The sequence below is a fragment of the Vibrio ziniensis genome (assembly GCF_011064285.1).
In the GTDB taxonomy this organism is placed as follows: Bacteria; Pseudomonadota; Gammaproteobacteria; order Enterobacterales; family Vibrionaceae; genus Vibrio; species Vibrio ziniensis.
The window spans coordinates 1,987,998-2,002,381 of the sequence record NZ_CP049331.1; the positions used below are offsets into that span (position 1 = coordinate 1,987,998).

A 14,384-nucleotide genomic window follows, 5' to 3' on the forward strand; every position below is an offset into this window, starting at 1 on the left:
ATTTTCCTTTTAAGACTTAAATAGCAAACCCGTAATAGCGTGTTGCCATGAGTAAGGTAGTGCGCCTAGTGCTCTTAAAATCCACGTAAATCGTTTGGGGAAATAAATGTTCGCTAGGCCTTTATCTAAACCGTTTTGAATCGCTTTCGATGCTTGTTCCACGGTGATGAGCATAGGCATCGAAAAAGTGTTCTTTGCCGTAAGAGGCGTATCGACAAAACCAGGGAAAATGGTAGACACTTCTACTCCTCTCTCACGCCAATCCAGACGCAATGAGCGGGCGATATATCCTGCTGCGGCTTTGGATGCGCCATAAGCTTCGGCTCTTGGCAAAGCGAGCTCACTGGCAATCGAACTTACTATGGCGACTCGTTGCCCTGACATTAAGTGGGGCTCAATAGCTTCGATTATGTTTGTTAAACCAAACACATTGGTTTGAAAAACCCGCTCCACCAATTTGGCGTCCATTTTCCCGTTATCGATGTACTCGCAATTACCCGCGTTCAAAATCCAGAGTGAAGGTATCCAAGGTAATGTTCGTAACGTATTCACTGTTTGCATTCGGTCTGTCACATCGAAGTCGCAGCTATCGATATTTGCGAACTTTTCAGATAACTCTGTCAGCACATCTTTGTTACGACCACAAGCGATCACATTCCAACCGCGAGTTGCATAATCTATGGCTAGCTGTCGACCAATTCCTGATGTGGCGCCCGTAATCAAAACAGAAGTCATTTTCCTAGCCTCCGTTTAATGGCACGTATGAGCCCACCTAACAAAGGCAAGTGCTCGTAGAGCATCTCACCGAGATCAAAATAATCCCTGTGATAAATCACCTTGTGTTCGGAAAATTGCAGATGCGTCATCCCTCTCACATCTATTTGCTTGCCTCCAGATAGCTTGGGATGTTGTAAATGCATCGTCCACGCGAGAAAGCCATCTCCATCGGCTTGGTGCATGGTATGGATAGTAAATTGGCAACGTTCTACATTTTCATAGAGGCTATGAAAGTAATCTTCCAGCAACGCGAGTCCTTCGATGCGATGCGCAGCATCTTCAAACACCACATCGTGGTGATACACCTCCGCCAGCAAATGCAGATTACTTTTATCGAGCTTTTGATAGAACTGAGCGACAACCTGAATATCCATACCCACAAAACCTGTACAAAATATTTTTCCGTATAAGTTAAGAGTTAGAATAGCGCACAAAGAAAAGTTGTACAAAAAAATATTTGTACAACTTTTTGTAAGAATTTTTTAGCGTCGTTTTTGTAATGGGGAAAAGTGAACCAAACTAAAGACGTAAAAAAGCCAGCTTGAAAGCTGGCTTAAAGTATTAGTTCATTTGCAGATTAAGAATTGCGTAGCGCCGCAATACGTTTATCCAATGGTGGATGACTCATCAACAGCTCAGTCATAGTGCGCTTACCGTTGATACCAAACGCCATCATTGAACCTTCTAATTGAGGTTCGTAGCTCATTTTTAGGCGTTCTAGAGCAGCAATCATCTTGTGCTTACCCACAAGCTTCGCTGCGCCTGCGTCCGCATGGAACTCACGATGACGGCTATACCACATGGTAATAAAGCTTGCTAGGAAGCCTAGTACCAATTCAAGGAACATAGAGACGCCGAAGTACACCATCATATTGCTGCCTTGCCCTTCTTCATCACTGTTACGTGAAGCAATGATGTTAGCAATAAAGCGAGACAGGAAGATGACGAAGGTGTTCACTACGCCCTGCATCAGAGTCATCGTCACCATATCACCGTTGGCAATGTGGCTCACTTCATGCGCGAGTACCGCTTCCGCTTCATCACGCGTCATATTGTGTAGCAGCCCAGTAGACACAGCCACTAATGAATCGTCACGCTTTGCACCGGTCGCGAAAGCATTCATGTCTGGAGAGTCATAAATGGCAACCGTAGGCATACCAATACCCGCTTGTTGTGACTGACGTTTCACTGTTTCTAGCAGCCAGTGCTCCATTTCGTTACGTGGGTTTTCAATAACAACACCACCCACAGAACTCAGAGCCATCCTCTTAGACATCAAGAGTGAAATAAATGAACCGCCGAAACCAAACACGGCTGCCATAACGAGCAGTCCAGATAAACTACCCGGCTGCATTCCTGTAGTGGCATAAACAATATTCAAAACAACACTCAGAACCATTACAACCGCAAGGTTCGTTGCCAAGAATAACAATATTCGCTTCATTAATTATCTCCGTTGAGGAAAGCTGTTCGTGAGCCCAAAACGCTTTGACTTAGTTCAAAGGTTTTAGGAGTTCTCTAATACATAGTGTCTGCGATTTAAAAAACAAGGTTAAGCGCTAAATTGAAACATTTAATGTCAATTATGTGTCCAAGATGTAAACAGATCCGATCTCTACAAAGTTAGACTTTTGTCGTATTGAGGTGAAAGTCGAAAGAGACTAAATTTCGAGCAGTGAGAGAGACATCATAACGAAGGATATCATCATGGCTGAAGCTCAAAGCTACAAAATGGCAATCGACTTACTACGCTGCCACTTAGGTCTAACTGAAGAAGAAGCGAAGTTGCAATTGGGTATTGGTCAAGAACAATCAATCCAACAACATATCGCTGAAACTCAACAAGCATTTGCGATGCTTGGCTTGGGTCAAGACATGTAAGCAAACAGAATTCATCTATCTGATTAGTTCAGACTAGATAAAAGAAAGGCTGCATTATGCAGCCTTTCTTGTTTTCAGTTTCTGCTTATTGAGCAAGGTTAATAAGCCAGTTCTTTTTCCATCAAAGGTTCAAGATTAATGTATTTACCGAGTTCGCTACGTTTAGCACTCGGTACATATGGAATCTCACCCAATTTAGGCGCTTTGATTCGAGACTCCAGTATCTCAATAATTTCAGCGTAATGTTCGGTACCTGGGTTAATGCGGTTCGCTACCCAGCCAACAATATTTAAACCATCAGCTTCAATGCTCTCTGCTGTTAGAATGGCGTGGCTGAGGCAGCCTAGTTTTACGCCGACAACAAGCACGACTGGCAGTTTTTCTTGTTTAACCCAAGATGATAAACAATCTGTATCGGACACTGGCACTCTCCAGCCACCCGCACCTTCTACCAAAACTGTATCAGCTTTGGTTTTCAGGTAATCCAGTTTGTCACTCAGCACCTTGTAGTCGATAGTCAAGTTCTCATGTTTTGCTGCAATGTGTGGAGATGCAGCAAGTTCTAGCGCGTATGGATTGACGTCTTCATACGGCATTTCTTGTGTTGCCACTTTCATGAGATGCAGCGCATCTGAGTTTCGTAACCCTTGCTCTGTTCTCTCACATCCTGCGGCGACTGGCTTATAGCCAATGGTTGTAAAGCCTTTACTGGCAATTGCTTGCAATATCGCTTTTGAAGCCACTGTTTTACCAACATCGGTATCCGTACCCGCAATAAATAATGCATTTATCATCGATAAATTACCCCTAAACAAACCTGATACGTTGCAGGTAAAGAACCTTGCTGACTTCGAAATTGCTCATAGGCCTGCTCTACTCGAGTCAGTGCCCGCCTCCCCGTCAACCCCTGAGTTCTTGAATGAATATGATTCGCTCCGATGCCCTTTAAATCGCGCATTAATTCAAAAGCAGTGTCATACCAAACAATCATTGAGGGTGAGTTTAAGTGATGCTTTGAGATCTCGGCTTGCGCTAACGCAATTTTTACCTGATTGAATGAGATGAAGTCGTTAACATGTTGATGAAAATCAATTTTCGCCCACGACCGTTTAAGTTCAATCAATGAACCATCAAGTAAAGTCGAAAAATAGGCTCGCCCTAATGGTTTGAGCACTCGGCGTATTTCACTAAGCGGAACAGACAAGTCATCACACCACTGCAAAGCTAAGCTAGAAAAAACAATGTCAAAATCACCATCGCTAAACGGCAAAGACTCCGCATCTGCGAGTACGTAAGTCATAGCATCATCGCCACAACGCAGTTGAGCTTGTTCTAACATCGCTGGCGAGAGATCAGCGCAAACAACAGTTGCGCCTAAACACTTTAATTGATGCGAGAAATACCCAGTCCCGCAACCCAGATCGAGAACACGAAGCCCAGTTAAGTCCGCAGGTAGCTTTTGCAAGAGACGATGACCGACATCACGCTGAAATGCAGCATGTTTGTCATAGCTAGCTGCAGCCTTGCTAAACGCTTGTGATATGGCGCTTTTGTCTTTGATTTCAAATTCAGGTTTAAAAGCCAGTTCGCTCATAACGTCGACTCCATGGTCTTGATCAAAGCGCAAGCTAGCTTCGAAACATCTTGGACACTGTGATTCGCTGTTAACGTAATACGTAGTCTTGCTGCTCCTTCAGGAACAGTAGGTGGGCGGATAGCCGTCATCCAAAATCCCTCATTTTTTAATTGGCATGAGGCGTTTATAGCCTTCTCAGCAGTGCCTAAGATGAAAGGTTTGATCGGAGTAGCGGTTTTCACATAGCCTTCTACAGACTGAAGCTGTTCGTCATACACGATGGAAAGCTCTCTCAGTTTTTCTCGACGCCACTCTTGCGTTTGTATCATGCCAATAGCATGAGTGATCGCGAACGCCTGAGAAGGAGGAATGGCTGTTGAATAAACGTGGTGACGAGCAAACTGCGTGAGGTAGTTACCCAATTCTGCGCTACATAAAATAGCGGCTCCAGACAGCCCAAAAGCCTTGCCAAAAGTCACCACTAATATTTCTGGTTTGATACCCACGGAATTACAACTGCCTGCACCGTATTCACCGAGAACGCCAACGCCGTGAGCATCATCAACCATTAACCATGCGTTATTGCGAGTGATGTGATGGATATAGGTAAGCGGCGACAAATCGCCATCCATGCTAAACACCCCTTCCGTTACCACCAGTGTATTTTCATCACCCGAAAGTAGCTTAGAGAGGTGTTGAACATCGTTGTGCTTGAAGCGCTTCATTGTTGCTTCAGACAGCATTCCAGCTTCCATTAAAGATGCATGATTCAGCTTATCTTGCAGTAACAGGTCTCCTTTGCGCATCAGAGCAAAAAGCAACGCTTGATTGGCGCTAAAACCCGAACCAAACAACACTGCTCTTTCAAACCCTAGCCATTCACAAAGCGCATTCTCCAAACTAGCGTGTGCCGGAGAAAAACCTGTAACCAAAGGGGATGCACCACTACCAGCGCCGTAAATATCCAGCCCTTTTTGCCACGCTTCCACCAGCTCTTTATCCGAAGCTAAACCTAGATAATCGTTGCTGGAGAAGTTAACAAACAGGGCATCACCACAACGAGTCGAAACTTGATTACCAGCATCTAACACATTCAGTGAGCGCGTTAGTCCCAAGTTTTCCCTTTCCAGCAATGCCCCTTGAACGCGAGATTTAAACTGTAGCGTCATAGAATAAATCGTCTGCCGTTGGGCGAGACGCTACACGTTCTACAACACGATCCAACAGTTCGTTTTCTGCAATCTCATCAGGCTTCTGAACGACTTGCTGACTATTAATGCCCAGCTTATTAAATAGCAACATATCGCTGTCTTCGGCTGGGTTTGGTGTCGTTAACAACTTGCAGCCATAGAAAATTGAGTTAGCGCCCGCCATAAAACACAGAGCTTGCATTTGCTCATTCATTTTTTCACGACCCGCAGACAGTCGAACTGCCGACTTAGGCATCATGATACGAGCCACAGCAATGAGGCGGATGAAATCAAAAGGTTCTACATCCTCCACATCTTCAAGCGGTGTGCCTTTCACTTTCACCAGCATGTTAATTGGCACGCTTTCTGGCTGAACCGATAAGTTAGCCAGTTCGACCAACAAACCTGCCCTGTCGTTAGTGCTTTCACCCATACCGATAATGCCACCAGAACAGATCTTCATTCCCGCATCACGAACATGTGAAAGGGTATCTAAGCGGTCTTGATAGGTTCGGGTAGTAATGATGTTTCCGTAGTATTCAGGCGAGGTATCGAGGTTATGGTTATAGTAATCAAGCCCAGCTTCAGCCAGTTCATTAGCCTGATCTGCATTCAGCATGCCAAGTGTCATACAGGTTTCTAATCCCATATTCTTAACGCCAGAAATCATCTCCTTCAGATAAGGCATATCTCTGCTCTTTGGATTTTTCCAAGCCGCACCCATACAGAATCGAGTCGAGCCTGAATTTTTCGCCTTACGCGCTGCATCAAGCACACGCTCTACTTCCATTAAACGCTCTTTTTCTACGTCGGTGCGGTAATGCGCACTTTGAGGGCAATATTTGCAATCTTCCGGACAAGCACCTGTTTTGATGGAAAGCAGAGTACTTACTTGGACATAGTTATGAGGCTGATAGTGACGATGAACCAACTGAGCTTCAAACAGCAGATCCATGAATGGTTTTTCAAGCAGTGCCTTTACTTCAGACACAGTCCAGTTATGACGAACTTCCACGTGTAATCCTTATCAAAATTATTGTTGTTTGCCTGACTGCGCGTGGCACCTATTTACTTAGCGAGTTTCCACTTACCTGCTCGAACAAAATCCGAACATATCTAGGCATTTATGCTTGGTTAGTCTAACGACACACGATAGACTGTCAACACAACGAAGATCATAAAGTTTACGTTAGATTATTTATTAATCATTTTATTTGCGAGTTTATAGCATGGATTTAGCCTTTGATCGCCAGCACATCTGGCATCCCTATACTTCAACTCTCACACCTCTGACCTGCTATCCAGTGAGTCATTCACAAGGTGTTTACCTGTATTTGGAAGATGAAACGGCGCTGGTGGATGGTATGTCTTCGTGGTGGTCGGCAATTCATGGCTACAATCATCCAGAGCTCAATCAAGCAGCCCACGACCAAATCAATAAGATGTCACACGTGATGTTCGGCGGAATTACTCATCAACCTGCGATTGATGTATGTAAAAAGCTGCTTGCCATAGCGCCTAACAATTTGCAGCACGTTTTTCTGGCTGATTCTGGTTCAGTGGCGGTCGAAGTAAGCCTGAAAATGGCTTTGCAGTATTGGCACGCCAAAGGCGAAAGCCGCTCAAAATTCCTTACGCTGCGTCATGGTTATCATGGTGATACCTTTGCCGCTATGTCGGTGACTGACCCTGATAATTCGATGCACAACCTCTATAAAGGTTTTCTGCCACAACATATCTTTGCTCAGTCACCTCAAGGTGGTTTTTGGCAGCCTTGGGATGAATCCGACATCGATGATTTTCGGGAGAAAATAGCCCAGCATCACTCACAGCTAGCTGCTGTGATATTAGAGCCAATCGTACAAGGCGCAGGGGGGATGCGTATCTATCACCCTGAATTTCTACGCCGAGTTAGACAGCTTTGTGACGAGTACAACCTACTGTTGATACTGGATGAAATTGCGACCGGCTTTGGTCGTACTGGGAAACTGTTTGCGTGTGAACATGCAGAAGTCCAACCGGACATATTGTGCCTAGGGAAAGCACTAACGGGGGGGTACATGACACTTTCCGCTACCCTCACAACCAAGAAAGTCGCCGATACGGTTTGTGGTGGCGAAGCGGGTTGCTTTATGCACGGACCCACTTTCATGGGCAATCCCCTAGCCTGTGCAGTGGCTTCTGCCAGCCTAGATATCATCGCAAGCGGGAAGTGGAAGCAGCAAGTACAACAGATCGAATCTTTCTTTGCTAAGGAATTAGTGAAGTTCGAAGCCTTTGAGCAAGTGAAACAGGTGCGATATTTAGGCGCGATTGGTGTGATAGAGACACATCACTCAGTCAATATGGAAATCATACAGGCGCTGTTTGTCGAATTGGGAGTATGGATTCGACCTTTCGGACGCCTGATTTACATCATGCCACCTTACATTAGTCAGCCTGAGCACCTCAATAAATTGCTCACGGCGATTAAGTCTGCGCTAAATACACCCGAGTGTTTTAATCAATAAAAAAACGCCATGGGTTTGAATCCATGGCGTTTAACCAAAGTGTGGTTAAGCAGCAACAACATTTGAGCTTGCTAGATACACTTCTCCTTCTTTGATAAACACGGACCACGTTTTTAACTGAAATTCTGGTTTTTCTACGCACTCACCGGTTTCAAGTTTAAAGTGCTGCTTGTAAAGAGGAGAAGCCACACAAAGCTCTCCTTTTACATCACCCACAATGCCTCGGCTAATTACGTTTGCCTGTCCAATTGGATCCCAGTTTTGTACCGCAAAGACTTGCTGCTCCGTATGGGGAACAAAAAACAGCGCGACTTGTTCACCGCCAATCAAAGCGCCACACCCTTGCAAAGGCATTAAGTCATCCAGTTTACAAATACGTTCCATCATGATTAAAGCTCCTGAACTACTGGGATGCGCTGTTCGCGTATACGTTGATATGGCAGAGCCATGCTTCCCTCTTGGTGGTTAATAAATGGGCGGAATTTACGCAATTTTTCTTCGGATTCCACCGTACTCTTCCACTCACATTGGTAAGAATTGATCACATGGGACATCTGCTGCTCTAACTGTTCACACAACTCTAGAGAGTCATCGATGACCACTTGTTTTAGGTAGTCCAATCCACCCTCTAAGTTCTCCAGCCATACCGATGTACGTTGCAATTTATCGGCAGTACGAACATAGAACATAAGGACACGGTCAATCAGTGCAATTAGCTGCTCTTTTGAAAGGTCGGATGCCAGCAGATCTGCGTGACGTGGACGCATACCACCGTTACCACAAACGTAAAGGTTCCAACCATTTTCAGTTGCTATCACACCAATATCTTTGCTTTGTGCTTCGGCACATTCACGAGTACAACCCGATACAGCAAATTTGAGTTTGTGTGGTGAACGTAGACCCTTGTAACGGTTTTCTAACTCAATCGCCAAGCCGACGGAATCGTCCACACCGTAGCGACACCATGTTGAACCAACGCAAGACTTCACAGTACGTAGTGATTTACCGTAGGCATGTCCAGTTTCAAAACCTGCGTTAATCAGTTCACGCCAGATTTCAGGTAACTGTTCCATTTGCGCACCAAACAGATCGACCCTCTGTCCACCAGTGATCTTAGTGTAAAGGTCGTATTTCTTAGCCACTTCACCCAGAACAATCAGTTTGTCCGGCGTAATTTCACCCCCCGGAACACGAGGAACAATCGAGTAAGACCCGTCTTTCTGCATGTTTGCCATGAAAGCGTCATTGGTATCCTGCAAACGACTGAGTTTCGGTTCCATAATATGTTCGTTCCATAGCGAAGCGAAAACTGACGCCGCTGTTGGTTTACATAAATCACACCCTAAACCATGACCATGTTTTTCCAGCAAAGTATCGAAGTCTTTAATCTCTTCTACCTGACAGATGTGGAAGAGCTCTTGGCGCGAATACTCAAAGTGCTCACAAACGTGATTGTTCACTTCCATACCCATAGCGACCAACTCTGCATCGAGAACGGATTTCACCATGCTAGAACAGCCGCCACAGCCAGTACCTGCTTTGGTTACCGCTTTCAAGTCATTCAGTTCAACGGCGCCTGCATGAATGGCTTTTACTAGCGTACCTTTCGTCACGTTATGACAAGAACAGATCATAGTATCGTCTGATACTTCGCCACTGAGCGATGAAGTATCAAACAGCAAATAAGCCGGATGCTCTGGCAATACCGTTTTGTTTAAGTACGCTTGTAATAGCGCGTCGTAATCAGAGTTATCACCGACAAGAATTGCACCTAAAAGCTGAGTACCACTTTGGTCAACCACCAGTTTTTTGTAACTACCGCTGCAGGTATCTTGAAGTACTAACTCTTGAGCACCTTCGGTTTGCATTTGCGCATCGCCAATCGATGCCACATCTACACCCAGAAGTTTGAGTTTGGTACTCATATCTGCGCCAGTGAAATCACCACCTTGTCCCATAATTTGTCCAGCAACCGCACGCGCCATTGCATATCCCGGTGCAACCAGACCGAAGATACGTTGTTGCCAAAGTGCACATTCACCAATCGCGTAAATGTTTGCATCACTGGTTTGGCAGCTGTCATTAATGACGATACCACCGCGCTCTCCAATCTCGAGTCCAGACTGACGAGCAAGAGCATCCTGCGGGCGAATACCAGCTGAGAAGACAATCACATCCACTTCAAGAGGTTGTGCATCTTTAAACACCATACGGTGCTTCGCTGTTTCACCATCAATGATCTTTTCTGTTGCCGTTGATGTGTGCACTTTTAGACCCAGTTTTTCGATTTTCTCTTTCAGAACCGAACCTGCCCCATCGTCTAGTTGGACAGGCATTAAGCGAGGCGCAAACTCAATAACGTGTGTTTCCACACCGAGAAGACGCAATGCGTTCGCCGCTTCAAGACCAAGCAAACCACCGCCAATCACCGCGCCAGTTTTTGCTTTATCACAAGCACTGCGGATCGATGACAAATCATCGAGTGTACGATAGACAAAGATACCGTCACGCTCATACCCTGGCACTGGCGGTACAAATGGATAAGAACCGGTGGCTAGCACAAGCGTGTCATAACCCAACACATCATCACCATCTAAGATGATGCTTTTCTGTACACGGTTAATGGCGGTTACTTCACTGCCCAAAATCAAATTGATTCCGTGTTTTTGATACCACTCTTCACTGCTCAGCATTAAGTCTTCGTGTGACTTGCCAGAGAACAGCGATGACAGTTGAACTCGGTCATAAGCGATGAAACGCTCTTCACCAATAACCGTAATACGTTTTTCCAAATGAGCTTGCTGCTCGACCAATTTAGCAACTAGGTGATGTCCAACCATTCCATTGCCGACAATAACGATATGTTCCATCATGAGATTCTTCCTTAAGCCGTTTTTGCCATAGGAGCAGCAACCTTTTGAGCTGCCTCAGTTTTCGTTTGCTTTTCATACAAAAAGCGCAGTACAGATTGACGATATTTTTGATACGTCGGGTTGTCCGCTAATGCCACTCGATCACGAGGTCTTGGTAGTTCAATCTCAAGCACTTCGCCCACAGTTGCAGCAGGACCATTAGTCATCATGATGATCTTGTCTGATAGCAGTACCGCTTCATCCACATCGTGAGTAATCATGATGACGGTATTGTTCAATTCAGCCTGAATTTCCATGGTGGCGTCTTGTAGACGAGCACGTGTTAACGCATCCAAAGCACCAAACGGCTCATCCATAAGCAACACTTTTGGCTGCAAAGCCAACGCTCTAGCAATACCTACGCGCTGTTTCATGCCGCCTGAAATTTCATCAGGTTTTTTATCTGCCGCGTGATCCATTTGAATCAGATTCAGATAGTGGTCCACCTGCTCTTTGACCCAACTTTTTGACTTACCCTTAGCGATTTGCTTAACAGCCAGTTCAACGTTTTGATAAACGGTTAGCCAAGGCAATAAAGAGTGGTTCTGGAACACAACAGCACGCTCTGGCCCTGGGCCATCAACTTCACGCCCGTCCAGAATTACCCCTCCATCGGTCGGGTTATGCAGCCCAGCCACGAGGTTTAATACTGTTGACTTACCGCAGCCTGAATGCCCAATTAATGATACAAACTCGCCCTTTTGAATCTGAAGATTGACGTTTTTCAGAGCCACAAATTCACCTTGTGGCGTTGGGAAACGCATGCCGAGTTGTGATAAATCTAAAAATGCTTTTGACATGAGAATTCTCCCTTAGCGAAGCTCTTGTTGTTTGTTCCAAGACAGGCGTTTTTGCAGTTTGAGCATGCCTCTGTCGAGTAGCAGACCGATAAAACCAATCACAAATACCGCCACCATGATTCTGCCCAGAGAAGCTGAGCTGCCATTTTGGAATTCATCCCACACAAATTTTCCTAAGCCTGGGTTTTGCGCCAACATTTCAGCGGCGATCAAAACCATCCAAGCGATACCAAGAGAGAGACGTAATCCGGTGAAAATCATTGGAATGGCTGACGGCAGTACGATAGTACGAATGTGTGCCCACCAAGAAAGGCGTAACACCTTACTTACGTTCAACAGGTCTTTATCCACACTGGTCACGCCCACAGCAGTGTTGATCAGCGTTGGCCACAAGCTACAAAGCGCAACGGTAAATAGAGAATTCACAAAAGATTTCGCAAACAACGGGTCATCACTGACATATGTCGCACTCACCACCATGGTCACAATAGGCAACCAAGCGAGTGGTGATACCGGTTTAAGCAGTTGAATAATTGGGTTAAACGCTTGATACATCCCTTGGTTAAGACCCAGTACGATGCCAAGCGGAATCGCGATAACCGAAGCCAACATAAATCCCGCCGCCACAGTTACAAGGCTGGTACCGATCTGGTCAAAAAAGGTTGGTTTACCTGTGTACGGGCGAATCTTCACTTCTGCATTTGGATCCTTCGCCAGTTTGGCTTCATTGCGCTTGTGTTGTTTTTCGATAAAAGCGTGCTCTTTTTCACGCTCCTGTAAATGTTCATCAATCAGGTTGGTAAACTGAGTAAAAGTTTGCACCGGCCCAGGCAGAGCGCCCAATGAGGTCTCGACCTGTTTGGCAGCCAAATGCCAGAACATCAGAAAAAAGCAGATTCCCAGTAATGGCCATAGCAACATTTTGCTGCGGCTGACAACCTGTGTGCGGCTCGGAATCAGTGAAATAACATTGCTCGACATAGCAAACTCCTTGGCTTTTAGGGTCTGTTCGCCCTACGACTTCCATGTGAATCTTTTTGCTTGGAGGCACCTAAGTGCCTCCAAGACTGACACTTAAACTTTGTCTTTACCTTTCAAGCCAATAGAGAACTTCTCTAGATATGCATTTGGCTGATGACCGTCATAAACGATGTTGTCGATAAAGTGTTTTTGCGGCTCGCGGAACCCATCCATTTTGTTGAAATCAGGAAAATCTTTCGCAGTTAGGGTGCTATCTTCAATCAGAGATTGAGCGGCCTGTTGATAGATGTCTGGACGATAAACTTCCTTAGCAACTTGCATGTACCAGTCATCCGTTTTCTGCTCTGGAATTTGTCCCCAGCGGCGCATCTGTGTTAGATACCAAATCGCATCGCTGTAATATGGGTAAGTTGCGTTGTGGCGGAAGAATACGTTGAAATCTGGCACTTCACGCTTATCGCCTTTCTCGTACTCAAACGTACCTGTCATTGAGTTGGCAATCACTTCTGCATCCGCACCTACGTATTGGCTTTTCGCTAACAGATTCACGGCTGCTTGGCGGTTGGCGTTGTTATTTTCGTCCAACCAATACGCCGCACGAATTAGCGCTCTTACTACACGTAAATGGGTATTCGGGTACTTTTCAGCCCAAGCTTTTGATACACCGAAAACTTTCTCTGGGTTGTTTTTCCAGATCTCGTAATCCGTGACAACAGGAACACCGATACCTTTGAACACTGCTTGTTGGTTCCACGGTTCACCGACGCAGTAACCTTCAATGGTGCCCGCTTCCATCGTTGATGGCATTTGAGGAGGTGGTGTCACACTCAGCAAAACATCCGCTTTTAGCTGACCACTATTATCACCTGTAGCCGGAGCGTAATAGCCTGGATTGATGCCACCAGCGGCTAGCCAGTAACGTAACTCGTAGTTATGTGTAGAAACTGGGAATACCATACCCATATTGAACGATTTACCTTGGTCGCGATATTTCGTCACTACCGGCTTTAAAGCATCCGCTTTAATTGGGTGAGCAATTTTTCCGTCACTTTCTTTAGCAAGAAATGGCTTCATCTGCTCCCAAGTGTTGTTGGATACGGTAATGGCATTGCCATTCAAATCCATGCTAAATGCGGTAACAATTTCTGCCTTGGTCCCAATACCAATAGTGGCGCCTAGAGGCTGACCCGCCAGCATGTGAGCGCCATCTAACTCACCGTCAATGACGCGATCCAATAACACTTTCCAGTTTGCTTGAGCTTCCAAAGTAACGTACAAGCCTTCATCTTCGAAAAAGCCTTGCTCATAAGCCACAGCAAGTGGAGCCATATCCGTCAGCTTAATAAAGCCAAATTTTAAGTCTTCAATTTCAGGCTCACCGATTTGTGCGTACGCATGGGTACTGATCAGTGAAGCTGAAGTTGCAAGTGAAGCGCCTAGCACTAAAGTGCGCATCCATGGCTTGATATATTGCATAGCAATACTCCCTTTCCTTATAACGAACCCAAAAACAAAAAGGCGCTACTGCCCGAATGAGCAGTAGCGCCTTTGCTATTTCTTTCATCACCGCCGTTGATGATGTCAGAACATAAGTTTCACAACTTACACCAAATTTTGTCTAAAAATAGTAATCCAATTTATATGCCAATTTTTATAGTTACTATTTTTCAATCACTTAAAACACAACACTTATTTTTATGAGGATTAATCTGCATTTCTAAGTGCAACCTGCACCAAATGAACAATTTTCCTCTACC

The 14,384-nt window shown here is 45.3% G+C and carries 14 protein-coding genes; 2 read left to right on the forward strand and 12 right to left on the reverse strand.

Going from position 1 to position 14,384, the window contains the following annotated elements; translation table 11 throughout:
* Positions 1-9: 9 nt before the first annotated feature.
* The 3 genes from G5S32_RS09080 to htpX form a co-directional block, all read right to left on the reverse strand.
* Entirely contained in the window at positions 10-735 is a 726-nt protein-coding gene (locus G5S32_RS09080; protein ID WP_165311713.1) for an SDR family NAD(P)-dependent oxidoreductase, read from the reverse strand.
* The gene (locus G5S32_RS09085; RefSeq protein WP_165311714.1) at positions 732-1,151 is read right to left on the reverse strand and encodes a nuclear transport factor 2 family protein; all 420 of its coding nucleotides are present in this window, start codon (positions 1,149-1,151) and stop codon (positions 732-734) included. The genes G5S32_RS09080 and G5S32_RS09085 overlap by 4 nt, the downstream gene beginning before the upstream one ends.
* 203 nt (positions 1,152-1,354) lie before the next feature.
* Positions 1,355-2,221 carry a protease HtpX gene (gene htpX / locus G5S32_RS09090; RefSeq protein WP_165311715.1) on the reverse strand — a complete coding sequence of 289 codons (867 nt, stop codon included), beginning with the start codon at positions 2,219-2,221 and terminating at the stop codon, positions 1,355-1,357.
* A 263-nt stretch (positions 2,222-2,484) separates the two neighbouring features.
* Here htpX and G5S32_RS09095 point away from each other — a divergent pair, with 263 nt between their 5' ends.
* A complete protein-coding gene (locus tag G5S32_RS09095; protein ID WP_165311716.1) occupies positions 2,485-2,658 on the forward strand; it encodes a hypothetical protein in 174 nt (57 codons plus the stop codon).
* A 98-nt stretch (positions 2,659-2,756) separates the two neighbouring features.
* Here G5S32_RS09095 and bioD read toward each other — a convergent pair whose 3' ends face one another.
* The 4 genes from bioD to bioB are packed head-to-tail and all read right to left on the reverse strand — an operon-like array spanning position 2,757 to position 6,439.
* Positions 2,757-3,452, reverse strand: a complete 696-nt coding sequence (gene bioD, locus G5S32_RS09100) for a dethiobiotin synthase (protein ID WP_165311717.1) — start codon at positions 3,450-3,452, stop codon at positions 2,757-2,759.
* A complete protein-coding gene (bioC, locus tag G5S32_RS09105; protein WP_165311718.1) occupies positions 3,449-4,252 on the reverse strand; it encodes a malonyl-ACP O-methyltransferase BioC in 804 nt (267 codons plus the stop codon). The genes bioD and bioC overlap by 4 nt, the downstream gene beginning before the upstream one ends.
* On the reverse strand, positions 4,249-5,403 hold the full coding sequence (gene bioF / locus G5S32_RS09110; protein WP_165311719.1) for an 8-amino-7-oxononanoate synthase: 1,155 nt from the start codon (positions 5,401-5,403) through the stop codon (positions 4,249-4,251). The genes bioC and bioF overlap by 4 nt, the downstream gene beginning before the upstream one ends.
* The gene (bioB, locus tag G5S32_RS09115) at positions 5,387-6,439 is read right to left on the reverse strand and encodes a biotin synthase BioB (RefSeq protein ID WP_165311720.1); all 1,053 of its coding nucleotides are present in this window, start codon (positions 6,437-6,439) and stop codon (positions 5,387-5,389) included. The genes bioF and bioB overlap by 17 nt, the downstream gene beginning before the upstream one ends.
* A 214-nt stretch (positions 6,440-6,653) precedes the next feature.
* Here bioB and bioA point away from each other — a divergent pair, with 214 nt between their 5' ends.
* Positions 6,654-7,934: an adenosylmethionine--8-amino-7-oxononanoate transaminase gene (gene bioA / locus G5S32_RS09120; protein ID WP_165311721.1), complete on the forward strand. Its 1,281-nt coding sequence runs from the start codon at positions 6,654-6,656 to the stop codon at positions 7,932-7,934.
* Between the two features lie 45 nt (positions 7,935-7,979).
* On the opposite strand, the gene nirD is transcribed toward bioA, so the two are convergent.
* The 5 genes from nirD to G5S32_RS09145 all read right to left on the reverse strand — a co-directional run bounded on the left by nirD (position 7,980) and on the right by G5S32_RS09145 (position 14,103).
* Positions 7,980-8,321, reverse strand: a complete 342-nt coding sequence (gene nirD, locus G5S32_RS09125; protein ID WP_165311722.1) for a nitrite reductase small subunit NirD — start codon at positions 8,319-8,321, stop codon at positions 7,980-7,982.
* Positions 8,322-8,323: 2 nt separating this feature from the next.
* Complete coding sequence (gene nirB / locus G5S32_RS09130; protein ID WP_165312762.1) at positions 8,324-10,804, reverse strand: nitrite reductase large subunit NirB; 2,481 nt, start codon at positions 10,802-10,804, stop codon at positions 8,324-8,326.
* Between the two features lie 14 nt (positions 10,805-10,818).
* Positions 10,819-11,646 carry an ABC transporter ATP-binding protein gene (locus G5S32_RS09135; protein WP_165311723.1) on the reverse strand — a complete coding sequence of 276 codons (828 nt, stop codon included), beginning with the start codon at positions 11,644-11,646 and terminating at the stop codon, positions 10,819-10,821.
* A 12-nt stretch (positions 11,647-11,658) separates the two neighbouring features.
* Positions 11,659-12,627: an ABC transporter permease gene (locus G5S32_RS09140; RefSeq protein ID WP_165311724.1), complete on the reverse strand. Its 969-nt coding sequence runs from the start codon at positions 12,625-12,627 to the stop codon at positions 11,659-11,661.
* Between the two features lie 93 nt (positions 12,628-12,720).
* Positions 12,721-14,103 (reverse strand): CmpA/NrtA family ABC transporter substrate-binding protein, encoded by a 1,383-nt coding sequence (locus tag G5S32_RS09145; protein WP_165311725.1) that lies wholly within the window; start codon positions 14,101-14,103, stop codon positions 12,721-12,723.
* Positions 14,104-14,384: the final 281 nt, after the last annotated feature.

Bases quoted from the DNA above. Each gene is read 5' to 3' on its own strand.
- G5S32_RS09080 (WP_165311713.1), bottom strand. From the start codon at position 735: ATGACTTCTGTTTTGATTACGGGCGCCACATCAGGAATTGGTCGACAG.
- G5S32_RS09085 (WP_165311714.1), bottom strand. From the start codon at position 1,151: ATGGATATTCAGGTTGTCGCTCAGTTCTATCAAAAGCTCGATAAAAGT.
- htpX (WP_165311715.1), bottom strand. From the start codon at position 2,221: ATGAAGCGAATATTGTTATTCTTGGCAACGAACCTTGCGGTTGTAATG.
- G5S32_RS09095 (WP_165311716.1), top strand. From the start codon at position 2,485: ATGGCTGAAGCTCAAAGCTACAAAATGGCAATCGACTTACTACGCTGC.
- bioD (WP_165311717.1), bottom strand. From the start codon at position 3,452: ATGATAAATGCATTATTTATTGCGGGTACGGATACCGATGTTGGTAAA.
- bioC (WP_165311718.1), bottom strand. From the start codon at position 4,252: ATGAGCGAACTGGCTTTTAAACCTGAATTTGAAATCAAAGACAAAAGC.
- bioF (WP_165311719.1), bottom strand. From the start codon at position 5,403: ATGACGCTACAGTTTAAATCTCGCGTTCAAGGGGCATTGCTGGAAAGG.
- bioA (WP_165311721.1), top strand. From the start codon at position 6,654: ATGGATTTAGCCTTTGATCGCCAGCACATCTGGCATCCCTATACTTCA.
- nirD (WP_165311722.1), bottom strand. From the start codon at position 8,321: ATGATGGAACGTATTTGTAAACTGGATGACTTAATGCCTTTGCAAGGG.
- nirB (WP_165312762.1), bottom strand. From the start codon at position 10,804: ATGGAACATATCGTTATTGTCGGCAATGGAATGGTTGGACATCACCTA.
- G5S32_RS09135 (WP_165311723.1), bottom strand. From the start codon at position 11,646: ATGTCAAAAGCATTTTTAGATTTATCACAACTCGGCATGCGTTTCCCA.
- G5S32_RS09140 (WP_165311724.1), bottom strand. From the start codon at position 12,627: ATGTCGAGCAATGTTATTTCACTGATTCCGAGCCGCACACAGGTTGTC.
- G5S32_RS09145 (WP_165311725.1), bottom strand. From the start codon at position 14,103: ATGCAATATATCAAGCCATGGATGCGCACTTTAGTGCTAGGCGCTTCA.